Annotated in this window: 28 protein-coding genes; 14 read left to right on the plus strand and 14 right to left on the minus strand. The window is 69.4% G+C overall.

Translation table 11 applies throughout. From position 1 onward, the window contains the following. Positions 1-8: 8 nt before the first annotated feature. The 4 genes from IAI54_RS18775 to IAI54_RS18790 all read right to left on the minus strand — a co-directional run bounded on the left by IAI54_RS18775 (position 9) and on the right by IAI54_RS18790 (position 3267). Positions 9-518, minus strand: a complete 510-nt coding sequence (locus tag IAI54_RS18775) for a hypothetical protein (protein WP_187968640.1) — start codon at positions 516-518, stop codon at positions 9-11. A gap of 186 nt (positions 519-704) precedes the next feature. Beyond that, a complete protein-coding gene (locus tag IAI54_RS18780) occupies positions 705-1214 on the minus strand; it encodes a hypothetical protein (RefSeq protein WP_187968641.1) in 510 nt (169 codons plus the stop codon). Further along, positions 1211-2440, minus strand: coding sequence for a dual-specificity RNA methyltransferase RlmN (gene rlmN, locus IAI54_RS18785; RefSeq protein ID WP_187968642.1), 1230 nt, complete (start codon positions 2438-2440; stop codon positions 1211-1213). Before rlmN ends, IAI54_RS18780 begins: the two co-directional genes overlap by 4 nt. Before the next feature lie 323 nt (positions 2441-2763). After that, positions 2764-3267, minus strand: coding sequence for an invasion associated locus B family protein (locus IAI54_RS18790; RefSeq protein WP_187968643.1), 504 nt, complete (start codon positions 3265-3267; stop codon positions 2764-2766). Positions 3268-3614: 347 nt separating this feature from the next. On the opposite strand from IAI54_RS18790, the gene IAI54_RS18795 reads away from it, so the two are divergent. Continuing rightward, a complete protein-coding gene (locus tag IAI54_RS18795; protein ID WP_187968644.1) occupies positions 3615-4187 on the plus strand; it encodes a sigma-70 family RNA polymerase sigma factor in 573 nt (190 codons plus the stop codon). Between the two features lie 4 nt (positions 4188-4191). On the opposite strand, the gene IAI54_RS18800 is transcribed toward IAI54_RS18795, so the two are convergent. The 3 genes from IAI54_RS18800 to thpR are packed head-to-tail and all read right to left on the minus strand — an operon-like array spanning position 4192 to position 5543. Continuing rightward, positions 4192-4605 (minus strand): YkvA family protein, encoded by a 414-nt coding sequence (locus tag IAI54_RS18800; RefSeq protein ID WP_187968645.1) that lies wholly within the window; start codon positions 4603-4605, stop codon positions 4192-4194. Between the two features lie 46 nt (positions 4606-4651). Beyond that, positions 4652-4948 carry a 4a-hydroxytetrahydrobiopterin dehydratase gene (locus IAI54_RS18805; protein WP_187968646.1) on the minus strand — a complete coding sequence of 99 codons (297 nt, stop codon included), beginning with the start codon at positions 4946-4948 and terminating at the stop codon, positions 4652-4654. A gap of 1 nt (position 4949) precedes the next feature. Then, on the minus strand, positions 4950-5543 hold the full coding sequence (gene thpR / locus IAI54_RS18810; protein ID WP_187968647.1) for an RNA 2',3'-cyclic phosphodiesterase: 594 nt from the start codon (positions 5541-5543) through the stop codon (positions 4950-4952). 652 nt (positions 5544-6195) lie between these two features. Between thpR and IAI54_RS18815 the strand changes: the two genes are divergently transcribed. Beyond that, entirely contained in the window at positions 6196-6615 is a 420-nt protein-coding gene (locus IAI54_RS18815) for a hypothetical protein (RefSeq protein WP_187968648.1), read from the plus strand. Positions 6616-6967: 352 nt separating this feature from the next. Here IAI54_RS18815 and IAI54_RS18820 read toward each other — a convergent pair whose 3' ends face one another. Next, a complete protein-coding gene (locus IAI54_RS18820) occupies positions 6968-7603 on the minus strand; it encodes an arylesterase (RefSeq protein ID WP_187968649.1) in 636 nt (211 codons plus the stop codon). A gap of 87 nt (positions 7604-7690) precedes the next feature. Here IAI54_RS18820 and IAI54_RS18825 point away from each other — a divergent pair, with 87 nt between their 5' ends. From IAI54_RS18825 to IAI54_RS18840, 4 genes are all read left to right on the plus strand, one after another. Beyond that, a complete protein-coding gene (locus tag IAI54_RS18825; protein WP_187968650.1) occupies positions 7691-8386 on the plus strand; it encodes an ABC transporter ATP-binding protein in 696 nt (231 codons plus the stop codon). Positions 8387-8396: 10 nt separating this feature from the next. Further along, positions 8397-10946, plus strand: a complete 2550-nt coding sequence (locus IAI54_RS18830; protein ID WP_187968651.1) for an ABC transporter permease — start codon at positions 8397-8399, stop codon at positions 10944-10946. A 212-nt stretch (positions 10947-11158) separates the two neighbouring features. Beyond that, positions 11159-11902 carry a Bax inhibitor-1/YccA family protein gene (locus tag IAI54_RS18835; protein ID WP_187968652.1) on the plus strand — a complete coding sequence of 248 codons (744 nt, stop codon included), beginning with the start codon at positions 11159-11161 and terminating at the stop codon, positions 11900-11902. Positions 11903-12008: 106 nt separating this feature from the next. After that, positions 12009-12578 (plus strand): GNAT family N-acetyltransferase, encoded by a 570-nt coding sequence (locus tag IAI54_RS18840; RefSeq protein WP_187968653.1) that lies wholly within the window; start codon positions 12009-12011, stop codon positions 12576-12578. An 8-nt stretch (positions 12579-12586) separates the two neighbouring features. On the opposite strand, the gene IAI54_RS18845 is transcribed toward IAI54_RS18840, so the two are convergent. Together IAI54_RS18845 and IAI54_RS18850 are read right to left on the minus strand one after the other, a co-directional pair. Further along, positions 12587-12973: a DUF2794 domain-containing protein gene (locus IAI54_RS18845; protein WP_187968654.1), complete on the minus strand. Its 387-nt coding sequence runs from the start codon at positions 12971-12973 to the stop codon at positions 12587-12589. Positions 12974-13359: 386 nt separating this feature from the next. Beyond that, positions 13360-14121: a DUF1223 domain-containing protein gene (locus tag IAI54_RS18850; RefSeq protein ID WP_187968655.1), complete on the minus strand. Its 762-nt coding sequence runs from the start codon at positions 14119-14121 to the stop codon at positions 13360-13362. 139 nt (positions 14122-14260) lie between these two features. Between IAI54_RS18850 and IAI54_RS18855 the strand changes: the two genes are divergently transcribed. After that, positions 14261-14956: a ceramidase domain-containing protein gene (locus IAI54_RS18855; RefSeq protein WP_187968656.1), complete on the plus strand. Its 696-nt coding sequence runs from the start codon at positions 14261-14263 to the stop codon at positions 14954-14956. Positions 14957-15023: 67 nt separating this feature from the next. Here IAI54_RS18855 and acnA read toward each other — a convergent pair whose 3' ends face one another. Continuing rightward, positions 15024-17717: an aconitate hydratase AcnA gene (acnA, locus tag IAI54_RS18860; protein WP_187968657.1), complete on the minus strand. Its 2694-nt coding sequence runs from the start codon at positions 17715-17717 to the stop codon at positions 15024-15026. Between the two features lie 267 nt (positions 17718-17984). Between acnA and ccmA the strand changes: the two genes are divergently transcribed. From ccmA to IAI54_RS18895, 7 genes are all read left to right on the plus strand, one after another. Further along, positions 17985-18587, plus strand: a complete 603-nt coding sequence (gene ccmA, locus IAI54_RS18865; protein ID WP_187968658.1) for a heme ABC exporter ATP-binding protein CcmA — start codon at positions 17985-17987, stop codon at positions 18585-18587. 229 nt (positions 18588-18816) lie between these two features. After that, positions 18817-19482: a heme exporter protein CcmB gene (gene ccmB, locus IAI54_RS18870; protein WP_187968659.1), complete on the plus strand. Its 666-nt coding sequence runs from the start codon at positions 18817-18819 to the stop codon at positions 19480-19482. After that, entirely contained in the window at positions 19482-19877 is a 396-nt protein-coding gene (locus tag IAI54_RS18875; protein WP_187968660.1) for an ACT domain-containing protein, read from the plus strand. The genes ccmB and IAI54_RS18875 overlap by 1 nt, the downstream gene beginning before the upstream one ends. A gap of 99 nt (positions 19878-19976) precedes the next feature. After that, entirely contained in the window at positions 19977-20741 is a 765-nt protein-coding gene (locus IAI54_RS18880; RefSeq protein ID WP_187968661.1) for a heme ABC transporter permease, read from the plus strand. A gap of 5 nt (positions 20742-20746) precedes the next feature. Further along, entirely contained in the window at positions 20747-20917 is a 171-nt protein-coding gene (gene ccmD / locus IAI54_RS18885; protein WP_187968662.1) for a heme exporter protein CcmD, read from the plus strand. Continuing rightward, positions 20914-21489, plus strand: coding sequence for a DsbE family thiol:disulfide interchange protein (locus IAI54_RS18890; protein ID WP_187968663.1), 576 nt, complete (start codon positions 20914-20916; stop codon positions 21487-21489). Before ccmD ends, IAI54_RS18890 begins: the two co-directional genes overlap by 4 nt. A 136-nt stretch (positions 21490-21625) precedes the next feature. Beyond that, positions 21626-22171, plus strand: a complete 546-nt coding sequence (locus tag IAI54_RS18895; protein WP_187968664.1) for an NUDIX hydrolase — start codon at positions 21626-21628, stop codon at positions 22169-22171. 25 nt (positions 22172-22196) lie between these two features. On the opposite strand, the gene IAI54_RS18900 is transcribed toward IAI54_RS18895, so the two are convergent. The 3 genes from IAI54_RS18900 to ftsY are packed head-to-tail and all read right to left on the minus strand — an operon-like array spanning position 22197 to position 25064. Beyond that, complete coding sequence (locus IAI54_RS18900) at positions 22197-22811, minus strand: pyridoxamine 5'-phosphate oxidase family protein (protein ID WP_187968665.1); 615 nt, start codon at positions 22809-22811, stop codon at positions 22197-22199. A gap of 4 nt (positions 22812-22815) precedes the next feature. Next, positions 22816-23466 carry a septation protein A gene (locus IAI54_RS18905; protein WP_187968666.1) on the minus strand — a complete coding sequence of 217 codons (651 nt, stop codon included), beginning with the start codon at positions 23464-23466 and terminating at the stop codon, positions 22816-22818. A gap of 44 nt (positions 23467-23510) precedes the next feature. Continuing rightward, the gene (gene ftsY / locus IAI54_RS18910) at positions 23511-25064 is read right to left on the minus strand and encodes a signal recognition particle-docking protein FtsY (protein ID WP_187968667.1); all 1554 of its coding nucleotides are present in this window, start codon (positions 25062-25064) and stop codon (positions 23511-23513) included. Between the last annotated feature and the right edge of the window lie 9 nt (positions 25065-25073).

Genomic DNA, 25073 nt, shown 5'->3' on the forward strand with positions numbered 1-25073 from the left:
CGGCCGGGTCAAGGCAGGGGCGGGATCCGGGCACGCGGCGGGCGCCGCCAGCTCCCCGCGCCGCGGCCGGCGACCAGCCAGTAGGCGATGCCGCCGACCATGCCGGCCGCAACCGTCTCCACGAGGGCTCCGGGTCCGCCCGGAAGGCCTTCGCGCGGCCGCGGCGGCCCGGGCGGTTCGATGAAGACGGTGCCATCGACCCCGTAACGGCCCGCCGCCGTCACCAGGATCGCGACCGCGGCACCGGCCAGCGCATAGGCCAGCCAGTCCCGCCAGCCGGCCAGTTCCGAGAGGCCGATGAAGACCGCTGCCGGGAAGAAGGCGAAATTGGCGAACATCACCGCCAGGATGCCGGCCGAAACGGCGAGCGAACCGATCACGAAGCCCGAGGCCTCGCCGCCGAGGTCCGCGCCGCTGGACCAGACCAGATGCAGGAAAGCGCTCGCCGCGAAGGTCGCGGCGGCATAACCGATCAGGATGGCGAAGAGCCGCCCCATCAGGGCGAGGACCTGACTCATGACGCCTCCCGGTCCGCGAGCGATCCCGCCGAAGCGGCAAGCCTGAAACCACTGCCCGTCGACGTCGGTCGTCCCCGCAGCCACGGGCATGCGCGCCGCATCCCCCCGCGCTGCGGCATCGGCGTCGGGCGGGGCGGGCGGGGCTCGGTCGGCATGGCTGCGGTATGGCGCCGGCGACCGGCGCGGTCAAGACGCCCGCGGGGACTGCGGACGGCGGCTCCGGCGCCAGCCGCCGGCGGTGCGACCGGCGACGAGCCAGTAGGCGAGGCCGCCGACGATTCCGGCCACCAGGAGGGCTGCCGCCAGAAGCGGTTCCGACACGCCGTCGGCGGCCCCGAGCGGCGCTCCCGGACCGTCCGGGCGTTCGCCGAGCCGGGCGCTCCAGAACGCCGGCAGCGCGACGATCGCGACGACACCGCCGGCGAGGGCATGGATCGTCCGGCTCCGCCAGCCCGCGACCTCGGCCACGCCGATGGCCACGGCCGCCGGCACGAACGCGACATAGGCGACGAACAGCGCGACGAAGGGCACCGAGAAGACGACGCTGCCTGCCGCCACCCAGGGCGCCTCGGCGACCCCGAAGCCGGCGACGGCGAAAAGCGCGACGTGGAGCACGGCGCTCGCCGCGACTGCGGCGCAGCCATAGCCGGCGACGATGAGGCAGAGACGGACGAGGACGAGCCCGATGCGGCTCAAGCCTCTCCGTGCCCGGCGATCATCATCGCCTCGAGCGCGAGCCGGTCGCTCTTGCGCATCCGCTCCGATTCCGACTTCAGCTGCCCGCAGGCGGCGAGGATGTCGCGACCGCGCGGCGTGCGGATCGGCGATGCGTAGCCGGCCGCATTGACGGCGTCGGCGAACTTCTCGATCGTCTCCCAGTCCGAGCACTGGTAGTTGGTGCCGGGCCAGGGGTTGAACGGGATCAGGTTGATCTTGGCCGGGATGCCCCTGAGCAGCCGCACCAGTTCGCGTGCGTCGGCCAGGCTGTCGTTGACGTCCTTCAGCATCACGTATTCGAAAGTGATGCGCCGCGCGTTGGAGAGGCCCGGATAGGCGCGGCAGGCGTCCATCAGATCCTTCAGGGGATACTTCCTGTTGATCGGCACGAGCATGTCGCGCAGGTCGTCGCGCACCGCGTGCAGCGAAATGGCCAGCATGACGCCGATCTCCTCGCCCGTGCGGGCGATCTCCGGCACCACGCCCGAGGTCGACAGCGTGATGCGGCGCTTCGACAGCGACAGCCCGTCGCCGTCGGAGGCGATCAGCAGCGCCTTCTTGACCTCCTCGAAATTGTACAGCGGCTCGCCCATGCCCATCATGACGATGTTGGTGATGCGGCGTCCCTCCGCCGGCACGATCGCACCGGCCGGCGTGTCGCGGTCGGGAAAGTCGCCGAGCCGGTCGCGCGCCGTCATCAGCTGGGTCAGGATCTCCTCGGCCGTCAGGTTGCGCACCAGCTTCTGCGTGCCGGTATGGCAGAACGAGCAGGTGAGCGTGCAGCCGACCTGGCTCGAGATGCACAGCGTGCCGCGCCCCTCCTCGGGGATATAGACCGTCTCGACCTCCACCGGGCGCCCCGCCCCCCGCGGCGGAAAGCGGAACAGCCATTTGCGCGTGCCGTCGGACGAGATCTGCTCCTCCACGATCTCCGGACGGGCGACCGAGAAATGCGCATCCAGCGCCGCGCGCAGATCCTTCGAGATGTTGAACATCTCGGAGAAGTCGGAGACGCGGCGCACATAGAGCCAGTGCCAGAGCTGGCTGGCGCGCATCTTCGCCTGGCGCTCCGGCACGATTCCGGAGGCCACCAGCGTGTCGGCCAGTTCCTGGCGCGACAGGCCGATCAGCGGAGGCTTCTCCTTCGTGGCGGGACGAAGGGCGTTCCGCGTCTCGGCGGAAGTGAGGTCGAACGAGAGGGCCATGGTCGCGCTGAGATAAGGTCGGCCGCAGCCGAATGCCAATGTGGCGGGCCTTCTAGCAGGAAATGTCCTGCCGGTCACGCCCGCCGCGGACGACGCTCGGGCGCCGCCCGGAGGCAGCCCGTCGGCCTCGATTCATCCGGTTCCGGTCACGCGCGTTCGCTTTCGCGATCCGAGGCCGATCCTGCGCCACGTCGGGGAGGATTCCGGTCAGGCGCTCGGCCGAGGCGGCCGACATGGGTCGGGCGGGCCCCGCTCATCTTCCGGACGGGCCGGTCGCCAGCCGCGGCGCCCGACCGCTCGCCCGCGCCGGGGCGGCCGGCTGCCTATTTGCAGGCCGAGATCGAATCGAGCGCCGCGGAGATTCCGCGCAGCGAGAAGGAGTAGTTCGTCGGATTGCCGCGGCCGGACGTGGCGCTCACCTGCATGGCGGAGCCCGACTTCATGGCCGCGACCAGCTGCGGCTCCTCGGCGGCATTCTCCAGCCAGGCCGATTTCCCCTTGGTGAACAGCAGGAACGACTTGTCGCCCACCTTGACCGTCACCTTCGAGTTCTCCCGGAAGGCGTAGGAGGCGATGAACTGCGGCTCGAAAGCGACGTTCTGGCCGGGCTTCTGGCTGACGAAGAAGAAGATGTCGCCATGGTCCAGCGTCGACGGCTGCTTCTCCTTCGGGACCGAAAGCACGTAGCAGACCTTGCCCGCGTCGGCCTGGTACGAATAGGTGCCCCAGTCGTTGTACTGCCCGACCTTGGTGGCCGACTGCGCCAGGGCAGGCCCCGCCACGGCCATCGCCACGATGCCAGCTGTGATCGAAATCAGTGCACGCATTTTGTCCTGCCGTTGTTCTGGTGTGTCCTGATCGAGCGAATCCGAAGGCGTCCCCCCGGGACCGACTCGCTTCATATTGAATTAATCGCGGTTACCAAATGGTGAACTTCATGCTCATCATCCCGATTCCGCGATTGCCGGTGCCTGGTTGGCGCAGGATGCGCACGGGCTGAACGGCCTTCACGAAATGTGAAACGGATGAAAACGGCAACAGTTTGTCCCCGCGCCGGGCCGGTGACCGGCCCCGATTCCGGTCCGCTCGGAGAAGCCGTATTGCGCCGCGGCGTCGAGCTACGTAGTTTCAGGCGAAACGACTGCCCGGCGACCGGGCCAAGAGCCTGAGGACGATGACTGGGCCGCGAGAAGAATATGCACGCCTTGCGGCCCTGGTTGCGGAACGGCGCGACCGCGAGGCGTTCGCCGCGCTGTTCGATCATTTCGCGCCGCGCATCAACGGCTATCTGCAGCGGCTGGGCATGGACGGCGGCTCGGCGGAGGACGTCGCGCAGGAGGTGATGGCCGTGCTCTGGCACAAGGCGCATCTCTTCGATCCGTCGAAATCCTCGCTGGCCACCTGGCTGTTCCGGATCGCCCGCAACCGGCGCATCGACGGGCTGCGCCGCGACCGCTCGCACCTGATCGATCCCGACGACCCGATCCTCCACCCGGAGGGCGAGGAGGCGCCCGACGTCGCCATGGACGCCGGCATGCGCGACGAGCGCGTGCGCGTCGCCATCGCCACCTTGCCGGGCGAGCAGGTCGAGCTGATCCGGCTCGCCTTCTTCGTCGGGCTCTCCCACAGCCAGATCGCCGACCAGACCGGCCTGCCGCTCGGCACCGTGAAGTCGCGCATCCGGCTCGCCTTCGGCCGGCTGCGCAAGGCGATCGAGGCCGATCCCAGGGTCGACGTCGACGCCTGATCCGCTACCGCGGGCCGCTGCCGGGGTTTTCGTCCCGCGCCAGATCCTCCAGGAAATCGCGCGCGGCCGTCCGGTGGGCCGGCCGGATGTGCGCGCGGATCGCGCCGAGCGCGGCGAGCAGGACCGACATGTCGTCGGTGAAGCCGAGGCCGAGGATGAAGTCGGGCAGGAAATCGAGCGGGAGCACGAAATAGGCGAGCGCCGCGAGCAGCGTTCCGCGCACCCGCGTCGGTGTCCGTTCGTCGAGCGCGCAGAAATAGCCCGCCACGACCTCGTCCATGAAGGGGATGCGGCCGGCCGCCCGGCGCACGGTGCGCCACAGCCCCTCGCGGACGCGCCGTTCGCGCCTGCGCTCCTCGGCGGCAGGCACGGGGGCGAGGATGTCGGCGATGCGCTCCTGATCAAGGGTCCCGGTCATGCGGATGATGTGGGGACGCCGCATTTCGCGCGCAAGAACGGGGGCGTCAGGTCCGGGCGAATCCGTCCATCTTGCGTGCGAGCCTGACGTCCAGTTCGGTGATCCCGCCGGCGTCGTGGGTGGAGAGCGTTACCTGAACCGTCCTGTAGACGTTCGACCACTCCGGGTGGTGGTCCATCTTCTCCGCCGCCAGCGCCACGCGGCTCATGAAGCCGAAGGCCTCGTTGAAGGTGCGGAAGGTGAAGGTCCGGGTGATCGCGGATCGCCCCTCGACCAGGCTCCATCCGTCGAGTTCGGTGAGCGCCTGCACGATCGCGGCGTCGTCCAGCCGGGCGGACGCCATCTCAGCGCCACACCTGATGGGGTTCGCCCCCGGCATGGGCGCTGCCGGTTCCCGACCGGGCGCCGTCGAGCGGCCAGGCCTCCTCGACCACGTAGGGACCCCCGCCCACCGAATCGCGCGACGACATCAGCACGAATCTGCCGACCTTGAAGGGCATGCTGGCGAAACCGCCATGCCCGGAGAGGTAGGGCGCGAGTTCGGCCGGGCTGATGTTGCGCAGCCGTGCGATCGTCACGTGCGGCGTGAACTTGCGCGCGTCGGCCGGGGCGCCGTTGCGCAGGCAGATGCGGTCGATCTCGCCCTGCAGCGCGGCGAGTTCCGCCGAGGGAGCCACGCCGGCCCAGAGCGCATGCGGCTTCCTGTTGCCGAAGGCGCCGACGCCCGACAGCCTGATCTCGAAGGGGGCGCGGCTGATCCGGTCGAGGCCGTTGGCGATGTCGTCGGCGACGTGACCCTCGACGTCGCCGATGAAGCGCAGCGTGACGTGGTAGTTCTCGACGTCGATCCAGCGGGCTCCGGGAAGGCCGCCGCGCAGCAGCGACAGGGAGAGAGCCGCGTCGCGCGGGATCTCGAGGGCGGTGAAAAGTCGCGGCATGGCAGCCTCCTCGAATCGCTCCGTCGACCCAGCGAACCACCGATCGCCCCCCACGGCAAGCCCCGCCCCCGCCCCGCGCAGCGATTCATGCTGCACCGCACACGCCACTCCCCCACCGCCGCCCCGCCGTCCCGTGACCCAAGGCCCTCAACACCCCCCACCTTCGTCATCCCGGAACGGCGTCCAAGCGCAGCGCAGGACGCCGTATCCGGGATCCATGCCTCGCCGGCCGCGCCCCGCGATCCGGTGCACGACGAGGCATACGCCGCCGACCGCCGGCGCCGTCCACGGTCGTCGCCGTGGTCACCGTCGTCGCCGCATCCGCCAGCCTCGCGCCCCCCCTCCGTCGTCGCTGCGCGACGCCACCTCCGCCCCCACTGCGTGGGGTGGAGGATAGCCCGCCGCCAGCGCTGCCGCCCATCCTCCAACCCCACGCAGTGGGGGGGAGGTGCCGAGCGCAGCGAGGCGGAGGGGGGGACCGCGCCGGACCAGTCCGGGACGGTCGACGTCCGGCACGACGGACGTGGCGTGCAGGAAGAAACGTCCGCGTCACCGCCAGCGAAATCAACCGCTTGCACGAAATTTCGGCCGCTCTTTCCACACCCCCGACCCCTGGCCCCATACTGCACCCCGGTCGAAGGAGGACGACGACGTGGGCGGGTCGCGGGGGGATGGACGGAAGCTGAGACGGATCATCGCGACGCTGGTCGCGCTGGCCGGCCTCGCCGACGCCGCCGCCGGCCGCGCCCATCCCGTGCGCTGGCTGGTGCTGTTCTTCCTGCGCCGCGGCGAACGCGTCGCGCTCGACCACGTCGCCTGGGAGCTCGGCGTCAAGCCGGCGGTTCTGGCGGCCGAACTCGCGCCCGCGGCCGGCCCCGGCGACGCCGGCCCGATGGATGCCGTCCTGATGGCCTGGCGCCTGCGCTGGCTCGCCATGGTGCTCGGCGCCCTGCTCGAACGCTCCGGCGGCCGCGACCGGGTGCCCGGCCGGACCGCCTGCGGCCCGGGTACCGGCGCGCTCACGCTCGAACGCGCGCCCGTCCTGCCGCCGCGGGCACCCGACACGTCGTAAGGCGAGCCGTTCCGCCGCGGGCGCCCGACACGTCCTTGCGCCGGCCGCGCCGCGGCCAGGGCCATGACCGTCCCTGCGCCGGCAGCCCCGCAGATCCCCGCACCCCGACAGGCCGGGCGGCAAAGCCGCCTCCCGGCCCGCAGGTGTTGGCGAAAAAGCGGGGACGGTTTCCGGAATTGGGGGTCGTCCGTCGGAAACGGCAGCCCCCGGCGCCCGAATTCGAGAAAACGTCCCTGCGTTTCCCCCTCGGTTCAGCGCCATCCGGATCGCCGGCCCCCCTCGCCCGAATTCGGTACCAAAGCTGTCCCGGATTTCCCCGTCGCTCCACACAAGCCGCGGCGGCGGCGATGCGTCAGTCGAGCGCCGCCAGCGCCTGCTCCACGGTGGGCAGGGCCTTTTCGACCATGCGGTCGACGCCTTCGGCATTGGGATGCATCCCGTCGTCGAGGAGCAGCGACCCGTTGGCTGCGACGCCGTCGAGGAAGAACGGGTAGAGGATCAGCCCGTGTTTCTCCGCCAACCGCGGGAAGATGCCGTTGAAGGAGGCGATGAAGTCCTGGCCGAGATTGGGCGCGGCCACCATTCCGGCGAGCAGGACGGCGATGCCGCGCTCCTTCAGGCGCGCGATCATGGCGTCGAGATTGCGCTCGGTGATCTCCGGCGAGATCCCGCGCAGCATGTCGTTGGCCCCCAGTTCGAGAATCACGAGATCGGTCCCGTCCGGCACCGACCAGTCGAGCCGCGACAGGCCGCCGCTCGTCGTGTCGCCCGAGACGCCGGCATTGGCCACCGTCACGTCATGGCCCTTCGCGCGCAGCGCCGCTTCCAGCTTCTCCGGAAAGGACTGCCCGGCATCGAGCTGGTACCCCGCCATCAGGCTGTCGCCGAAGCCGACGATCTCCACCGGTTCGGCCGCGGCCGCGAGAACCGAACCCGCCCAGACCAATCCGGCAGCGGCGAAAACGCGTAGCATCTGTTTGAAAGCCATTGACGACCACCCATATCTGACCGGGCCGACCGCTCGCGCCGCCGCATCCGAACCACGTCTTCTCCAACCATATAGGGTCCGCTTCCGGTGACAAAAGCAGTGATCGACCTGAAGAACGTCTCGCTGACGCTCGGCCAGGGCGCCTCGCGCGTCCACGTGCTGAAGGAGGTCAGCCTGCAGGTCGCGGCCGGCGAGACGACCGGCATCGTCGGCCCGTCCGGCTCGGGCAAGTCCACCCTGCTGATGGTCATCGCCGGTCTTGAGGGCACCGACTCGGGAACGGTGAGCATCGCCGGCGAAGTGCTGACCGGCCGCAGCGAGGATGCCGTCGCCGCCTTCCGCGGCCGCAACGTCGGCATCGTCTTCCAGTCCTTCCACCTGATCCCGAACATGACGGCGCTGGAGAACGTCGCCGTCCCGCTCGAACTCGCCGGCCGCCGCGACGCCTTCGAGGTCGCCGCGCGCGAACTGGCGGCCGTCGGCCTGAAGGAGCGCGTCACCCACTACCCGGGCGAACTGTCCGGCGGCGAGCAGCAGCGTGTGGCCATCGCCCGCGCGCTCGCGCCGGACCCCAAGATCCTGATCGCCGACGAGCCCACCGGCAATCTCGACCAGGCCACCGGCCGGCAGGTCGCCGACCTGCTCTTCGCCAAGGCGGCCGAGCGCGGCATGACCCTGGTGCTCGTCACCCACGACCCTGCGCTCGCCAACCGCTGCGCCCGCCAGATCGCCATGCGGTCCGGCCGCATCGAGAGCGGCCAGATCCCCGCCGTTCCGGCGTGAGGCGGCGGCGATGAGCGTCACGCGCACCCTCGATCTCGCCTGGCGCTTCTCCCTGCGGGAGATGCGCGGCGGCCTCTCCGGCTTCCTGATCTTCCTCACCTGCATTGCGCTCGGCGTCGCCGCGATCGGCGGCGTCAACTCCGTCGCCCGCTCCATCACCACCGGCGTCGCCAGCGAAGGCCAGACCCTGCTCGGCGGTGACGTCCGCTTCGAGCTCGTCCACCGGCAGGTCACCGAGACCGAGGCCGGTTTCCTCGGCAGCTTCGGTCCCGTCGCCGAAAGCGCCAACATGCGTTCGATGGCGCGGCTGGAGGACGGGTCCGACCAGACGCTCGTCGAGGTCAAGGCCGTCGACGGCCTGTACCCGCTCTACGGCAGCCTCGAGACCACGCCCGCGCTCGACCATGCGGCGCTGTTCGGGCAGCGCGACGGCGCCTGGGGCGCGGTAGCGCCGCAGTTGCTGTTCGACCGGCTGGGGATCGAACCCGGCACCCGCATCCGGCTCGGCGGCGAGGTCTTCGAGCTGCGTGCCGTCATCGGGACCGAACCGGACCTCGTCTCCGACGGTTTCGGCTTCGCGCCGCGCCTGATGGTGTCGATGGAGGGCCTGACCGCCTCCGGCCTCGTCCAGCCCGGCAGCCTGGTGGAATATGCCTACAAGATCAGGCTCCCCGCCGGTGCCGGCGAAGGCGTCATCCAGGACATCCGCGACCGCGCGGCCGCCGAGTTCCCGGAGGCCGGCTGGAGCATCCGCTCGCGCACCAACGCCGCGCCCGCGCTGTCGGCCAACATCGAGCGCTTCTCGCAGTTCCTCACGCTGGTCGGCCTCACCTCCCTGGTCGTCGGCGGCGTCGGCGTCGCCAACGCGGTCCGCGCCTATCTCGAAGGCAAGCGCGGCGTCATCGCCACCTTCAAGAGCCTGGGCGCCTCCGGCAGCTTCGTCTTCACCGTCTACCTCGTGCAGATCCTGCTGATCGCCGCCGTCGGCATCGTCGTCGGCCTCGTGCTGGCCGCGCTGCTGCCCTTTGCGGCCAGTGCGGCGCTGGCCGGCGTCCTGCCGGTGCCCGCCCAGGCGTCGATCTACTGGGACGCGCTCGGCATGGGCGCGCTGTTCGGCCTCCTCGTGACGCTGGCCTTCGCCATTCTGCCGCTCGGCCGCGCCCGCGACGTGCCGGCGACGGCGCTGTTCCGCGAGATGGGCTTCGAGGCGAGCGGCCTGCCCCGCTTCGCCTACATGGCCGCCGCCGGCGTCATCGCGCTCGCGCTCGCCGGTCTGGCGATCGGCTTCTCCACCGATCGCCGCATCGCCACCATCTTCATCGTCGCCACCGCCGCGGCCTTCCTCGTGCTGCGGGTGGTGGCCTCGCTCGTCCAGTCGCTCGCCCGCCGCAGCCCGCGCGTGCGGTCCACCGCCCTCCGGCTCGCCATCGGCAACATCCATCGCCCGGGCGCGCTCACCCCGTCGGTGGTGCTGTCGCTCGGTCTCGGCCTGACGCTGCTGGTGACGCTGGCGCTCGTCGACGGCAACCTGCGCAACCAGATCGGCGGCAGCCTGGCCGAGCGCGCGCCCAACTTCTTCTTCGTCGACATCCAGAATGGCGAGATCGACGATTTCTCGCGCCTCGTCGAGGGTCTCGCGCCCGACGGCAAGCTGGTCGAAGTGCCGATGCTGCGCGGCCGCGTCATGGCGCTGAACGGCGTCGACGTGCAGAAGATCGAGGTGCCGCCGGAGGGGCGCTGGGTGCTGCGCGGCGACCGCGGCATCACCTATGCCAAGAACGTCCCCGAGAACTCGACGCTCTCGGAAGGCGAATGGTGGCCGGCGGACTATACGGGCGAGCCGCTCGTCTCCTTCTCGGCTGAGGAAGGTGCCGAGATCGGCCTGAAGCTCGGCGACACCATCACCGTCAACGTGCTCGGCCGCAACATCACCGCCCGCATCGCCAATTTCCGCAACGTCGAGTGGGAATCGATGGGCATCAACTTCGTCATGGTGTTCTCGCCCAACACCTTTGCGGGCGCCCCGCACGCCTGGCTGGCGACGCTGCTCGACCAGGGCTCGACCGCAGAGCAGGAGGCGCGCATCCTCAACGAGGTGACGCGGGCCTTCCCGGCGGTGACGACGGTGCGCGTGAAGGACGCGCTCGACATCGTCAACCAGCTCGTCGGCCAGCTCGCCACCGCCATCCGGGCGGCGGCCGCCGTGGCGTTGATCGCGTCGGTGCTCGTCCTCTCCGGCGCGCTCGCGGCCGGCAACCGCGCGCGGGTCCACGATGCGGTGGTGCTGAAGACGCTGGGGGCAACGCGGACCACCCTCATCGGCGCCTTCACCCTCGAATACATGCTGATCGGCCTCGCCACCGCCACCTTCGCGCTCGCGGCCGGCGGTGTGGCGGCCTGGTTCGTCGTGGCGCGCATCATGAGCCTGCCGGCGAGCTTCCTGCCCGAGGTCGCGGCCTCGACGGTCGTGATCGCGCTGGTGCTGACGGTCGGCTTCGGCCTGCTCGGCACCTGGCGCGTCCTCGGCCACAAGGCCGCGCCGGTCCTGCGCAATCTTTAGGAGAACCGCCCCGGCGCCGTACCGCGGGGGCTTCCCGCTCCGCCGGATTGCCTCACGACGGATTGGGGGCCGAAACGGGCCTTGTCCCGGTTGGCATCTGCTATCATATTCATGCGCAGGCAAGCTGGAGTCCCGCCAGCGGCGCCTGGGGTCCTGCGCGAGAGCCGGGGCCGCCCGACACCGGACGGGACGAGAGGCTGTAAGAGGTAAACATGGCTGACTTCCGCAACTACAATGCGCGCGTCGCCGGGGCCGGCACCCGCGCCGATGCCGGAATCGACGAAGGCCTGCGCAGCTACATGCTCAAGGTCTACAACCTCATGGCGCTCGGCCTCGCCATCACCGGCCTGGCCGCCTGGGGGAGCTTCAACCTGGCCGTCGCCGACGGGCAGCTGACCGGCTTCGGCCAGCTGATCTACGCCAGCGCCTTCCGCTGGGTCGTCATCCTCGCCCCGCTCGCGATGGTCTTCTTCCTGTCGTTCCGCGTGCACAAGATGAGCGTCGCCGCCGCCCAGGCGACCTTCTGGGCCTATGCCGCCCTGGTCGGTCTGTCGCTGTCGACGATCTTCCTCGTCTACACCGGCGAGAGCATCGTCCAGACCTTCTTCATCACCGCCACCGCCTTCGGCTCGCTGTCGCTCTACGGCTACACGACGAAGCGCGACCTGACCGGTCTCGGCTCGTTCATGGTGATGGGGCTGTTCGGCATCATCATCGCGATGGTGGTCAACATCTTCCTGCAGTCGTCGGCGCTGCAGTTCGCGATCTCGGGCATCGGCGTGCTGGTCTTCGCCGGCCTCACCGCCTACGACACGCAGAACATCAAGGAGATGTATTTCGAGGGTGACGACGACGTCGTCGCCGGCCGCAAGGCCATCATGGGCGCCCTGCGCCTCTATCTCGACTTCATCAACCTGTTCATGTTCCTGCTGCAGTTCCTGGGCAACCGCGAATAACGGGTCCTGGACCAACGGAATGTCGGGGGCGGCCTTCGGGCCGCCCCTTTTCGTCGGGGGTCCTTCCGCGTCACATTTGGCCGTCGACACGCCTGTCCGAAAGCCCATGAGCCTCATCGCAGTCCGTCCCGCATCGCGCGCCGACGTTCCGGCCATCACGGTCATCTACGCCCACGCCGTGACGACCGGCACCGCGAGCTACGAACTCGACCCGCCCTCCGAGGCGGAGATGGCCGCCCGTTTCGACGCGCTCGCCGCCGGTTCCTTTCCCTATCTCGTGGCCGAGTCGCCGGACGGCGTCGTCGGCTATGCCTATGCCGGACCCTTCCGCCCGCGCCGCGCCTATCGCTTCATGGTGGAGGATTCGATCTACCTCGCCCCGGCCGCGCAGGGCCGCGGGACCGGGCGTCTGCTCTTGTCGGCGCTGATCGGGGAATGCACGCGGCTCGGCTTCCGCCAGCTGGTCGCCGTCATCGGCGACGGCGCGCGCAACCAGGCATCCGTGCGGCTGCACGAAGCGACCGGCTTCCGCCATGCCGGGTTGCTCGAAGGCTCGGGCTACAAGCACGGCCGCTGGCTGGACACGGTCTTCATGCAGCTGTCGCTCAACGGCGGCACGACGGCGCCGCCCGACCCGCTCTCCCTGCCCGAGCGCAGTTTTGCCGCGGGCAGATAGCCGCGTGGTCAGGCGCCGACCAGCCGCAGCGTCGGTTCGAAGACGTTGAGCACGCGGGCAAGTTCGTGCCCGCGCTTGAGGATCTGGCCGCTGGCGGCGACCACCGAATAGGCGCCCTGCTTGCGTGCGAGCTTGGGGTCCTTGACGATCTGGAACAGCGGCACCTCGCTGGTGCGGCGGAAGACGGAGAACACCGCCCGGTCCTGCAGGTGGTCGATCGCATAGTCGCGCCACTCGTTGGCAGCCACCATGCGCCCGTAGATGCGCAGGATCTGGTCGAGCTCCCGCCTGTCGAAGGTCACCGCAACAGCCTCCCGCTCGCGGCGGACGGCCTGCAGCGGGATCAGCATCGCGGACCCCTCGCCGTCCTCCGACCCGTTCGCGCGATCGACCATGCGGCACCCTTCCATGACAGTTCTGCGACAGGACGAAGTTTGCCCTTTCGGTGCTCGATTTCAACCCCTGCGCCGAACGACCGGCGCATGGCGTCCCTCCGCTCTGGGAAGCCGCTTCTCCGGATGCAAGAGAGGACTGGGGGACCTTCGGTCACGTTGGAGGACACAGGGACCGAATTGGTGATCGACCGCCACATTCCCGCCCCGAATTGTCCCGCTTGCAGCCCCAATGCGGGGCGAACATCCGATCGTTGCCTGAGACGGTTCGGTTCGGCGGTGGTTCCGTAACCCCCAAGCCCCCCGCCCACGGTGCCCTCGTCGGGCCGAACCACTCGGCAACAACCCATTTTCGGGCGCTCTGGCCGACGGGCCCGCCCTCTTCCAGGCTACATGCCGGGGTTCCTGAGGACGGCAGCACCGATGATCCGGCCCGGCGTGCCGTCCTTTCCGAGCGTCTGGAGCAGCGCCGCGCAGCCGCCGGAGCCCTTGCGCCGAACCTCGCTCATCGGGATCTCGAGACGAAGATCCTCGCCGTGCCACATGCCGGCGGCCTGGATGCCGGTCACCGCATTCCAGTAGACGACATCGCGGCCGGCATTCTCGCCACGCAGGATCTTCACCACCGTCTTCGCTTCGAAGAACACGAGGAGCAGGTTCGCCTTGACCGCGGCAGCGGTTCCGGGCGCGCCCTCCCTCGCTTCGATGACGATGCTGTCGTCACTCTTGCGGATCGACACGTCGACCTGCATCGACTGCGACGTCGTCTCCGCGAGCAGCCGCTCGATGGCCGGTCCGTCGGCGCCGTTGCGGTGGGCCATGCCGTTGACGATCACCTGCGGCGTGTAGACGGTGCGGTTTCCCAGCGCCGTCGCATAATCGCGCTGGCGTTGCGTGTTCTCCGGGCTCGCCAGTGTGTCGCTCCAGCCGAGATAGTCCCAGTAGTCGACGTGATAGGCGAGCGCGATCACGTCGTCGCGCTGGGCGTAGCCGGCGAGATTGGCGTCGGCCGGCGGGCAGGAACTGCAGCCCTGGCTGGTGAAGAGCTCGACGACGCCGCGCTGCCTCTCGCCAGCCTCCGCTGCTGCGGAATGCGTGACGAGCAGGGTGGCGGCGGCAAGCGCCAGCCTGAGGCGACGGCTGAGTGTCATGTCGATCTCGGTGCTTCCGGGACGATCGCTGTCCCGTTCCAGCGCATTCAGACAATAGTCGGCGGGCAAGTTCAACAGGAAGTCACGTTGCGGTGAGACGATGATCGGGCATACTGCGCCCGCACGTGGCGAGGACCGGATGGAAACGCTTCTCACGGCTATCGATTCCTACTGCGAGCGAACCGGCCCGGAAATCTGGTCGGAACCGCTCAACGCGGTCTCCAACCTCGCCTTCATCCTGGCCGGCCTGTGGGGGCTCCGCGAGGTTCGGCGGCACCGTGCCGGCGCGTTCGCCGAGGTGCTGGCCTGGTGGGTGATCGCCATCGGCGTCGGGTCGGCGCTGTTCCACACCTTCGCCAACGTGCTGACCGTGTGGATGGACGTGGTGCCCATCGCCGTCTTCACCCTGGCGCTGACCGTCTTCAACCTGCGCCGGTTCGTCGGCCTGTCGCGCCCGGCGACCCTCTTCGCCTTCGTCGCCTTCTATGCGGTGGCCGCAGTTCTGACCGCGGCGCTGCCGGACGGGGTGCGGGAGGCGAGCAACGGCACGTCGGGCTACCTGCCGGCCTTCCTGGCGCTCGCCTTCTTCGGCGTCCTGCTGGTGCTGAGGGGCCACCCGGCCGGATGGTACGACCTCGCCGCCGCCGCGATCTTCGTCGTCTCGGCGGCCTTCCGCTCGGTGGACGCCGCCCTGTGCGAGGCTTTGCCGATCGGCACGCATTTCCTCTGGCACCTGCTGAACGGGCTGATGCTCGGCGTGCTGCTCGCCTCGGTCGCCCGCTACGGCCGGCCGGGCGGCAGCCCTGCCGCCGACCGCGTGCCGGCTGCAGCCTGACCGCAGCACAAGAAAAGGCCGCCGGGATTGCTCCCGGCGGCCGCGATGGTCCCGACGTTTCGGCCGGTCAGGCCGCGAGATCGCGCAGCACGTACTGCAGGATGCCGCCGTTCCGGTAGTAGTCGAGCTCGTCCAGCGTATCGATGCGGCAGACGATCGGCACTTCGCGCGTCGATCCGTCCGCATAGGTGACCTTGGCCGCCATGGTCTGGCGCGGCTTGATCGTCTCCAGCCCGTCGATCGTCACCGTCTCGTCGCCCTTCAGCCCGAGCGAGGCCCAGGAGGTGCCCTCCTCGAAGACGAAGGGGATGACGCCCATGCCGACGAGGTTGGACCGGTGGATGCGCTCGAAGGACTGCGCGACGACCGCCTTGACGCCGAGCAGGTTGGTGCCCTTGGCCGCCCAGTCGCGCGAGGAGCCGTTGCCGTATTCGACGCCGGCGAAGATGACCAGCGGCACGCCTTCCTGCTTGTACTGCATGGCGGCGTCGTAGATCGACATCTCCTCTTTCGAGGGATAGTGGATCGTGTAGCCGCCCTCGCGGCCGTTCTCGCCCAGCATGAAGTTGCGGATGCGGATGTTGGCGAAGGTGCCGCGCATCATCACCTCATGGTTGCCGCGCCGCGTGCCGTACTGGTTGAAGTCGGCGACGCCGACGCCGTGGTCGGTCAGGTACTTGCCCGCCGGCGAGGCGGCCTTGATCGAACCGGCCGGCGAGATGTGGTCGGTGGTGATCTTGTCGCCGAACAGGCCGAGGATGCGCGCGCCCTTGATGTCGCCGACGTCGACGGCCTTCTGGCCCATGCCGACGAAGTAGGGCGGGTTCTGCACGTAGGTCGAGTCGTCGTCCCAGGCATAGGTCTCGCCGGCCGGCACCTGCACGGCCTGCCAGTTCTCGTCGCCCTGGAACACTTCGGCGTATTTCTGCTCGAACAGATCGCGCGTGACGTGCTTGTGGATGAACTCCTGGATCTCCTGGTTGGAGGGCCAGATGTCCTTGAGGAAGACGTCCTTGCCGTCGCGGTCCTGGCCGATCGGCTCGGTGGTCAGGTCCTTCGCCACGGTGCCGGCGAGCGCGTAGGCCACGACCAGCGGCGGCGAGGCGAGATAGTTGGCCTGCACGTCGGGCGAGATGCGGCCCTCGAAGTTGCGGTTGCCCGACAGCACGCCGGCGGCGATCAGGCCCTTGTCGTTGATGGTCTTCGATACCGGCGCCGGCAGCGGGCCGGAATTGCCGATGCAGGTGGTGCAGCCGAAGCCGACGAGGTTGAAGCCGATCTGGTCGAGCTCCTTCTGCAGGCCCGACTTCTCGAGATACTCGGCGACCACCTGGCTGCCGGGGGCGAGCGAGGTCTTCACCCAGGGCTTCTGCTTGAGGCCGAGCCGGTTGGCGTTGCGCGCGAGCAGGCCGGCGCCGATCAGCACCGAGGGGTTCGACGTGTTGGTGCAGGAGGTGATCGCCGCGATGGCGACGTCGCCATGGCCGAGGTCGAAATCCTCGCCCTCGACCTTCCAGCGCCTGTCGGCCTCGGAGGCGTCCTTCTTGTACTCCTTGACCAGCGACTGAGCGAAGCCCGAGGCGATGTCTTCGAGCGGGATGCGGCCCTCGGGACGCTTCGGGCCGGCCATCGACGGCACGACCGTGCCGAGGTCGAGTTCCAGCGTATCCGTGAACACCGGCTCGACGGCGCCCGGCATCCAGAACATCTCCTGCGCGCGGCTGTAGGCCTCGACGAGGGCGATGCGGTCGGCCTTGCGGCCGGAGACGGTGAGGTAGTTCAGCGTCTCCCTGTCGACCGGGAAGAAGCCGCAGGTGGCGCCATATTCCGGACCCATGTTGCCGATGGTGGCGCGGTCGGCGAGCGTCATGTTGGCGAGGCCCTCGCCGTAGAACTCGACGAACTTGCCCACCACGCCCTTCTTGCGCAGCATCTGCACGACGGTGAGCACGAGATCGGTGGCGGTGACGCCTTCCTTGAGCTTGCCGGTGATCTTGAAGCCGATGACCTCCGGCAGGAGCATGGAGACCGGCTGGCCGAGCATGGCCGCCTCCGCCTCGATGCCGCCGACGCCCCAGCCGAGCACGCCGAGACCGTTGATCATGGTGGTGTGCGAATCGGTACCGACGCAGGTGTCGGGATAGGCCACCGTCTCGCCGTCCTCGTCCTTCGTCCAGACGGTCTGGCCGAGATATTCGAGGTTGACCTGGTGGCAGATGCCGGTGCCGGGCGGCACGACGCGGAAGTTCTGGAAGGCCTGCTGGCCCCACTTCAGGAAGCGGTAGCGCTCGCCATTGCGCTCGTATTCGAGATCGACGTTGCGCTTGAAGGCCATCGGCGTGCCGAACTCGTCGACGATGACCGAATGGTCGATGACGAGGTCGACCGGCACCAGCGGGTTGATCTTCTGCGGATCGCCGCCGAGCGCCTTGATGCCGTCGCGCATCGCCGCGAGATCGACCACGGCCGGAACGCCGGTGAAGTCCTGCATCAGCACGCGCGCCGGGCGGTAGGCGATCTCGTGGCCCGCGGTGCCCTTGTCGACCAGCCAGGCCTTGATGGCCTCGATGTCGGCCTTGGTGACCGAACGGCCATCCTCGTTGCGCAGCAGGTTCTCCAGCAGCACCTTCATCGAGAAGGGCAGCCGCGCGATGCCGTCGAGCCCGTTCTTCTCGGCCTCCACGAGGCTGAAATAGGTATAGGCCTTGTCGCCGACCTGGAGGGTCCGGCGGCAGTTGAAGCTGTCGAGAGAATTTGACACGTACGATCCCTAACTGTTCGTTGCCGATGTGGAAACGGACGCCAGTGCATCACGCGCAAAGGTGCGGGTACGGTCATTTCCGCTGTCCGCTTCCGGGCGCTCCCCTCCTCGCGGAAGATGCGCCGGTCCGGCTCGATTGGTCTCCATGCCGACCGCTGGCACGGTTGCTGACCTCTTAGAGAATTTCTAAAGAGAGTGCCAGTGTCGCGCGCGGGAATTATGCTGCGACGCACATGCGACTTTCAGCCCAGAAAGGGACGATCCGCAATGCGCCTCGTGGCGGACCAACTGGACGGCGAGCGGGGCGGCGAGACGATCTTCTCGGGCATCTCCTTTTCGCTGTCGGACGGCGAGGGGCTGCTCGTCACGGGCCCCAACGGATCGGGCAAGTCGACGCTGCTGCGCATCGTGGCGGGCCTGCTGCCGATGGCCGGTGGGACGGTGCGGATCGAGGGCGGCGAACCGGACTGGCCGGACGTGATGTCGGCCTGCCACTATCTCGGCCACCAGAACGCGCTGAAGCCGGCGCTGACCGTCACCGAGAACCTCTCCTTCTGGCGCGACTATCATGGCGAGCCGCATCTGCCGGTGGCCGAGGCGCTGGAGATGGTGGGGCTGGAGGAGATCGGCCACCTGCCGCTCGGCTATCTCTCGACCGGCCAGAAGCGCCGCATCGCCATCGCGAAACTGCTGGTCTCCTACCGCCCGGTCTGGATGCTCGACGAGCCGACCGCGGGGCTCGACCGCGCCTCGGAGGCGCAGTTCGCGAAGCTGATGGCCGCGCATCTGGAGGACGGCGGCATGATCCTCGCCGCGACGCACCTGCCGCTCGGGCTGGAATGGGCGCAGGAACTGCGGATGGGTCAGTGATGGAACAACGATCAGCGATGCGTTCTGTTGCGCCCCCCTCTGTCATGCCGGACATCTCCCCCACGAGGGGGGAGATCGGCCGTCATGAGCGCTTTCGCCAATCACCAGCGTTGCAGGGGAGGCGTGGCGGGAGAGGCCAGGTGATCTCCCCCCTCGTGGGGGAGATGGCCGGCAGGCCAGAGGGGGGCGCCGCAGAGCGTCTTCGCTTCAGGCTCATGAGCGACGACCGATGCTAGCCCTCTACCTCCGCGACGTGCGCCTCGGCATCCGCGCCGGCGGCGGGGCGCTGGTCGGCATCCTGTTCTTCCTCGCCGTGGTGGCCGTCATCCCCTTCGGCGTCGGGCCGGACCTCAACCTGCTCGCCCGCATCGGGCCGGCGATCCTGTGGATCGGGGCGCTTCTGGCGAGCCTGCTCGGGCTCGACCGGCTGTTCCAGGCCGACCGCGACGACGGCTCGCTCGACCTGCTGATCATCGCCGGCGAGCGCCGCATGCTGGCGCTGGCGGTGTTCGTGAAGTGCCTGGCGCACTGGACGTCGAGCGTGCTGCCGCTGGTGATCGCGGCGCCGCTGCTCGGCCTGTTCATGAACATGGAGCCTCTGGGCATCGGCGCAGCGACGCTGACGCTGTTCTTCGGCACGCCGGCCATCGCCTTCATCGGCGCGGCGGGTGCGGCGGTCGCGGTCTCGCTGCCGCGCGGCGGGCTGCTGGTCTCGGTGCTCGTTCTGCCGCTGGTGATCCCGGTACTGATCTTCGGCGTCTCGGCGAGCTACGGTGCCGTCACCGAGCCCGACCCCTTCCTGCCGCCCTTCCTGCTGATGACGGCGATGACGCTGTTCTTCGCCGTGCTCGGCCCGGTGGCGGCGGCAGCGGCGCTGCGATGGTCGGCCGACTGATGCAAGCCGAAACCGACCTCGCGCGGCTGCTCGCGGCCATGTCGCCGCGGCTGGACGAGACCGTCTACGTCTTCGCCACGCTGCCCGCGGGCAGCCCGGAGCCGGCAGGGCTCGCTGCGCTGATGCGCTTTGCCGAGGACGAAGGCACGACGCTGGTGCTGCCGCGCGCGGAGGCCGGGCGGGCGGGCCTCGGCTTCACCTTCCCCTGCCGGCGGATCGTGCTCGAGGTCCATTCGTCGCTGGAGGCTGTCGGCTTCCTCGCCGCCATCCTGCCGCGGCTGGCCGCGGCGGGCATCGGCGTCAATCCGGTCTCGGCCTTTCACCACGACCATCTCTTCGTGCCGGAAGCGCGGGCGGCGGACGCGATGGCGATCCTGGAGGAAGTGGCGCGGTAGACCTGAGCGATTCCGTCGCAGGCCGGAAGCCGCCGCGATCACGCCGCTTTGATGGGCGTCAATTGCGGGAAGCGCTCGATCCCTCTATTGAAGACAGTCATGAGCCAGACCACGCTAGCCACCGCCCGCTGGACGGATCTCGCGAACCCGACGCGCTTCGTCGGCTTCGCGAATGCGGTCGTGCCCTGGCTGGCCGGGCTGACCGTCCTCGTCCTGGCGACCGGCATCTGGATGGCATTCGCCGCCCCGGAAGACTACCAGCAGGGCATCACCGTCCGCATCATGTACATCCACGTGCCCTTCGCCTGGCTCGCCATGATGTGCTATTCGATCATGTCCGCCTCGGCGATCGGCACGCTGGTCTGGCGCCATCCGCTGGCCGACGTCTCGCTCAAGGCCGCCGCCCCCATCGGCGCCATGTTCACCGCGCTCTGCCTGATCACCGGCTCGATCTGGGGCAAGCCGATGTGGGGCACCTGGTGGGTGTGGGACGCGCGGCTGACCTCGGTCTTCGTGCTGTTCCTGATGTATCTCGGCCTGATCGCGCTGACGCGCGCGCTGGACGACCCCGGCCGCTCGGCCCGCGCGGCCGCGATCGTCACGCTCGTCGGCTTCGTCAACATCCCGATCATCAAGTTCTCGGTCGACTGGTGGAACACGCTGCACCAGCCGGCCTCGGTGATCCGCCTCGACGGTCCGACCATCCACCCCTCGATGCTGTGGCCGCTGCTCGTCTGCGCGCTCGGCTTCTCGCTGCTCTTCTTCACCCTGCACCTGATGGCGATGCGCACCGAGATCTGGCGCCGCCGCGTCATCGCCATGCGCCGCGTGTCCGCACGCCGCGCCGACGCTGCGGCGGCCTGAGCCCGATGTCGCACGAACTCTTCGTCGCCGCCGCCTACGGCATCTCCGCGCTCGGCATTCTGGCCCTCGTCGCCTGGAACCTGATCGACCAGCGCGCCCGCAGGACCGAACTCGCCGACCTCGAGGCCCGCGGGGTGCGCCGCCGCTCCGACCGCGCCGGAACCGACAAGCGATGAACGTGGAAGACACCCGGCCCACACGGCCGCGGCGCTGGCTGGTCTTCGTGCCGCTCGCGCTGTTCCTCGCCCTGTCCGGGCTGTTCCTGGCGCAGCTTCTCTCCGGCCGCGACGTCTCGACCATCCCCTCCGCGCTGATCGGCCGGCCGGCGCCGCAGACCGACCTGCCGCCGCTCGACGGCACCGGCCTGCCCGGCCTCGCCAGCGCCGCCTTCGAGGGCCAGGTGACGCTGGTCAACGTCTGGGCCTCCTGGTGCGCGCCGTGCCGGCAGGAGCACCCGCTGCTCATGCAACTGGGTCAGGACGACCGCATCCGGATCGCCGGGCTGAACTACAAGGACAAGCCCGAGAACGCCCGCCGCTTCCTGGGCGAACTCGGCAATCCCTACGACGCCATCGGCACCGACGATGCCGGCCGCACCGCCATCAACTGGGGCGTCTATGGCGTGCCCGAGACCTTCCTCGTCGGCCGCGACGGCACCATCCTGTGGAAGCACGTCGGCCCCTTCACGCCGCAGAGCGTGACCGAGGAGCTGATGCCGCAGATCGAGAAGGCGCTGGCGGCGGGTTGACCGGCTTCCCCTCCCCCTTGCGGGGAGGGGCCAGGGGTGGGGGTGGAGACGCCACGCGCGTTGGCCCAGCCAAAGCTCCTCTCCGCCGCTTTCCCCCGATTGGCAACGTCGCGCCGCCGCCCTATCTTGCGCCTCCATGGTCTATCCCCTGTCCCCGATCTTCGCCCGTACCGTCCCCGATGGCGACACGCATGAGCGTGCCGTCTGCGAGACCTGCGGCTTCGTGAACTACGAGAACCCGAAGATCGTGGTCGGCTCCGTGGTGCGGCACGACGGCAGGATCCTGCTCTGCCGGCGCGCGATCGAGCCGCGGCACGGCTTCTGGACGGTGCCGGCCGGCTTCATGGAACTGCACGAGACGCCGGAGGACGGCGCCCGCCGCGAGGCCCGCGAGGAAGCCAACGCGGCGCTGGCGATCGACGGGCTGCTTGCCATCTACTCGGTGCCGCGGCTCTCCCAGGTGCAGCTGATCTACCGCGCCACGCTGGCCGAGCCGGTCTACGCGGCCGGCGAGGAGAGCCTGGAGGTGGCGCTGTTCTCCTGGGACGAGATCCCCTGGGGCGACCTCGCCTTCCCGACCGTGCACTGGATGCTGCGCCACGAGCGCATGGTGCAGGATGGCAGGGGCGTGGCGCCCTTCGCCAATCCGCCGGGCGAGAACGGCGACGCACGTCCCCGGTGAAGGAACCGACGCGCCGCGCGCGTCCTCACCACATCGACTTGGCGTAGGCCTCCGCAAGCGCTTCGTCGGCTTCCGCCGCCGTCGCCGCATAGGCGATCTGGTCCTTGAGGATCTCGCCCAGCGTCGGCATCTCCGAGCGCGCCGGCCAGGTCTCGGGCGCCCAGAGATTGGAGCGCATGAACGCCTTGGCGCAGTGCATGTAAACGGACTGGACGGTGACGACGATGACCGTCGTGGGGCGCTTGCCGTCGACGGCGAGGCGCTCGCGCAGGCCTTCGTCCGCCGTGATGCGGGCCCGGCCGTTGAGGCGCAGCGTCTCGTTCATGTTCGGGATCAGGAACAAGAGGCCGACCGCCGGTTCGGCGACGATGTTCTCCAGCGTGTCCAGCCGGTTGTTGCCCGGCCGGTCGGGGATCGCGATGGTGTGGTCGTCGAGCACGGCGACGAAGCCCGGCCTGTCGCCGCGCGGCGTGACGTCGGCGTTCCCGCGACCGTCCGATGATCCGATCAGCAGGAACGGGCTCCTGGCGATGAAAGCGCGGCAATGCCGGTCGAGAAGCGGAAGTTCCTTCCGGATCGGCCCATCGCCGGGTGCCTTGTAGAGGCGGCGCAGGTCTTCGCGGCTGGTGAGAAACTCCATGGGACTACCTCTTCCTGAACGTGTCGTCCGTCGAGTGGCGCATGATGAGCGGCATCTGGCTGAAAGTGAAGATCAGGGTGATGGGCATGATGCCCCAGACCTTGAACGCCACCCATGTATCGGTCGAGAACAGCCGCCAGACCACCTCGTTGACGAGGGCCAGGAAGAGGAAGAACACGCCCCAGCGCAGCGTCAGCTTGCGCCAGCCTTCGGCATCGAGCTTGAAGGCCTCGTCGAAGACGTAGCCCAGCAATGACTTTCCGAAGAAGAGCCCGCCGAGCAGCACGACGCCGAACAGCGTGTTGACGATGGTGGGCTTCATCTTGATGAAGATCTCGTCCTGCAGCCAGAGCGTCAGCGCGCCGAAGACGAAGACGACGACGCCGGACACCAGCGGCATGATCGGCAGGGTGCGGACGAGCAGCCAGGAGACGGTGAGCGAGATCGCGGTCGCGACCATGAAGAGGCCGGTGGCCATGAACAGCGGGCCGCCGAACGCGCCGAGGGCCGGAAACCGCTCGGCAAGCCACTCGCCGCGCGAATTGGCGAAGAAGAAGACCATCAGCGGCCCGAGCTCCAGCGCCAGCTTGAGCAGCGGGTTCATCGGCTTGCGCTTCGGGTCGGCGGGATCGCGCTCGAGGATCGGTTCCTGCATCGTGCTGTCCTTTCGCTTCTGGCCGTGGCGCGGGCGCGGCAGGCTCAGTTCACGCCGGCGATCGCCTTGGCGAAATCGTTCGCCGAGAAGGGTTCGAGGTCGTCGACCTGTTCGCCGACGCCGATGAAATAGACCGGCAGCTTGTGCTTCGCCGCGATGGCCACGAGGATGCCGCCGCGGGCGGTGCCGTCGAGCTTGGTCATGACCAGCCCGCTCACGCCCGCCACGTTGCGGAAGATCTCGACCTGATTGAGCGCGTTCTGGCCGGTGGTCGCGTCCACTGTCTGGAGCACGGTGTGCGGCGCGTCCGGATCGAGCTTGTTCAGCACCCGCACGATCTTTTCCAGCTCCGCCATCAGCTCGGTCTTGTTCTGCAGCCGGCCGGCAGTGTCGATGATCAGCACGTCGGAGCCCGCCGCCTTCGCCTTCTCGAAGGCATCCCAGGCGAGGCCGGCTGCGTCGGCGCCGAGCTTGGTGGCGACCACGGGAGAGCCGGTCCGCTCGCCCCAGATCTTCAGCTGCTCGATGGCGGCGGCGCGGAACGTGTCGCCGGCGGCGAGCATCACCTTCAACCCGCCCGCCGTCAGCTTGGCGGCAAGCTTGCCGATGGTGGTGGTCTTGCCGGTGCCGTTGACGCCGACCACCAGGATCACGTGCGGCTTGACGGAGAGATCGAGCTCCAGCGGCCGGGCAACCGGCTTCAGGACCTTCTCGACCTCCTGCGCCATGATCGTCCGCACGTCGAGGTCCGAGACGTCCCGCCCGTACCGGCCCGAGGCCAGCGCATCGGTGACCCGCATCGCCGTCTCCATGCCGAGATCGGCGCGGATCAGCACGTCCTCGAGGTCCTGCAGCGTGTCCTCGTCGAGCTTGCGCTTGGTGAAGACGCCGGCGATCGAGCCCGAAAGCTCGCGCGAGGAACGCGACAGACCGTCGCGCAGCTTCTGGAACCAGCCCTGCTTGACCGCCTGAGCCACGGGGACGGCCGGCGCGTCCTCGCGACGCTCCACCGCCTTGCCGACGGTGATGCGTCCGGCGGGCGGCGGGGTCGGCTGCGGGGCGGGCTCCGGCGCGATTTCGTCAGCGACGGGATCGACGGCGACCGGCGGCGGCGTGCGCAGCGGCGGTGCGATCTCGGCGGCGGGGGCGGCGACGGGGGCAACGGCCGCGGGTGCTTGCGCCGGCGTGATGGCCGAGGGCGCCGGGGCCGTGTCCGCAGCGGCGGCGGCGGGGACGTCCGGGGTTCCGTCACTGACGGATGCGGGCCTGGGGAGCGCGGCAGGCTCTGCCGGCGCAACGGGACCGGCGGGCGCGGGCGCCGGGACCGGGTCGATCTCCGGAGCGACCTCGTCGCGCAGCGGGTCGGCATGGATCGGCGACGGCTCGCGCAGCGGCGGCGCGATCTCGCCTGTGGGTGCGGGCTGGGCGGGTGCGGGCTGGGCGGCTGGCACCGGCGCGGCGGGCTGCGCTGCAGCGGGCGCTTCGGCGGCGTCCGCCTCGGGGACCGGCTGCCCGACGCGGGCCTCGGCCGCCGGCGTCGTCTCCTCGACCTTGTCCTTGCCGAAGGAGAAGACCTTCCTGATGAATCCGAATGCCATGCGCCGTTC

Source organism: Aquibium microcysteis, from assembly GCF_014495845.1.
Taxonomy (GTDB): Bacteria; Pseudomonadota; Alphaproteobacteria; order Rhizobiales; family Rhizobiaceae; genus Aquibium; species Aquibium microcysteis.

What these genes read in the sequence shown, in the direction of transcription:
- IAI54_RS18775 (WP_187968640.1), bottom strand. Translation starts at nt 518, where the DNA reads ATGAGTCAGGTCCTCGCCCTGATGGGGCGGCTCTTCGCCATCCTGATC.
- rlmN (WP_187968642.1), bottom strand. Translation starts at nt 2,440, where the DNA reads ATGGCCCTCTCGTTCGACCTCACTTCCGCCGAGACGCGGAACGCCCTT.
- IAI54_RS18790 (WP_187968643.1), bottom strand. Translation starts at nt 3,267, where the DNA reads ATGCGTGCACTGATTTCGATCACAGCTGGCATCGTGGCGATGGCCGTG.
- IAI54_RS18795 (WP_187968644.1), top strand. Translation starts at nt 3,615, where the DNA reads ATGACTGGGCCGCGAGAAGAATATGCACGCCTTGCGGCCCTGGTTGCG.
- IAI54_RS18800 (WP_187968645.1), bottom strand. Translation starts at nt 4,605, where the DNA reads ATGACCGGGACCCTTGATCAGGAGCGCATCGCCGACATCCTCGCCCCC.
- IAI54_RS18805 (WP_187968646.1), bottom strand. Translation starts at nt 4,948, where the DNA reads ATGGCGTCCGCCCGGCTGGACGACGCCGCGATCGTGCAGGCGCTCACC.
- thpR (WP_187968647.1), bottom strand. Translation starts at nt 5,543, where the DNA reads ATGCCGCGACTTTTCACCGCCCTCGAGATCCCGCGCGACGCGGCTCTC.
- IAI54_RS18820 (WP_187968649.1), bottom strand. Translation starts at nt 7,603, where the DNA reads ATGGCTTTCAAACAGATGCTACGCGTTTTCGCCGCTGCCGGATTGGTC.
- IAI54_RS18830 (WP_187968651.1), top strand. Translation starts at nt 8,397, where the DNA reads ATGAGCGTCACGCGCACCCTCGATCTCGCCTGGCGCTTCTCCCTGCGG.
- IAI54_RS18835 (WP_187968652.1), top strand. Translation starts at nt 11,159, where the DNA reads ATGGCTGACTTCCGCAACTACAATGCGCGCGTCGCCGGGGCCGGCACC.
- IAI54_RS18840 (WP_187968653.1), top strand. Translation starts at nt 12,009, where the DNA reads ATGAGCCTCATCGCAGTCCGTCCCGCATCGCGCGCCGACGTTCCGGCC.
- IAI54_RS18845 (WP_187968654.1), bottom strand. Translation starts at nt 12,973, where the DNA reads ATGGTCGATCGCGCGAACGGGTCGGAGGACGGCGAGGGGTCCGCGATG.
- IAI54_RS18850 (WP_187968655.1), bottom strand. Translation starts at nt 14,121, where the DNA reads ATGACACTCAGCCGTCGCCTCAGGCTGGCGCTTGCCGCCGCCACCCTG.
- IAI54_RS18855 (WP_187968656.1), top strand. Translation starts at nt 14,261, where the DNA reads ATGGAAACGCTTCTCACGGCTATCGATTCCTACTGCGAGCGAACCGGC.
- ccmA (WP_187968658.1), top strand. Translation starts at nt 17,985, where the DNA reads ATGCGCCTCGTGGCGGACCAACTGGACGGCGAGCGGGGCGGCGAGACG.
- ccmB (WP_187968659.1), top strand. Translation starts at nt 18,817, where the DNA reads ATGCTAGCCCTCTACCTCCGCGACGTGCGCCTCGGCATCCGCGCCGGC.
- IAI54_RS18875 (WP_187968660.1), top strand. Translation starts at nt 19,482, where the DNA reads ATGCAAGCCGAAACCGACCTCGCGCGGCTGCTCGCGGCCATGTCGCCG.
- IAI54_RS18880 (WP_187968661.1), top strand. Translation starts at nt 19,977, where the DNA reads ATGAGCCAGACCACGCTAGCCACCGCCCGCTGGACGGATCTCGCGAAC.
- ccmD (WP_187968662.1), top strand. Translation starts at nt 20,747, where the DNA reads ATGTCGCACGAACTCTTCGTCGCCGCCGCCTACGGCATCTCCGCGCTC.
- IAI54_RS18890 (WP_187968663.1), top strand. Translation starts at nt 20,914, where the DNA reads ATGAACGTGGAAGACACCCGGCCCACACGGCCGCGGCGCTGGCTGGTC.
- IAI54_RS18895 (WP_187968664.1), top strand. Translation starts at nt 21,626, where the DNA reads ATGGTCTATCCCCTGTCCCCGATCTTCGCCCGTACCGTCCCCGATGGC.
- IAI54_RS18900 (WP_187968665.1), bottom strand. Translation starts at nt 22,811, where the DNA reads ATGGAGTTTCTCACCAGCCGCGAAGACCTGCGCCGCCTCTACAAGGCA.
- IAI54_RS18905 (WP_187968666.1), bottom strand. Translation starts at nt 23,466, where the DNA reads ATGCAGGAACCGATCCTCGAGCGCGATCCCGCCGACCCGAAGCGCAAG.
- ftsY (WP_187968667.1), bottom strand. Translation starts at nt 25,064, where the DNA reads ATGGCATTCGGATTCATCAGGAAGGTCTTCTCCTTCGGCAAGGACAAG.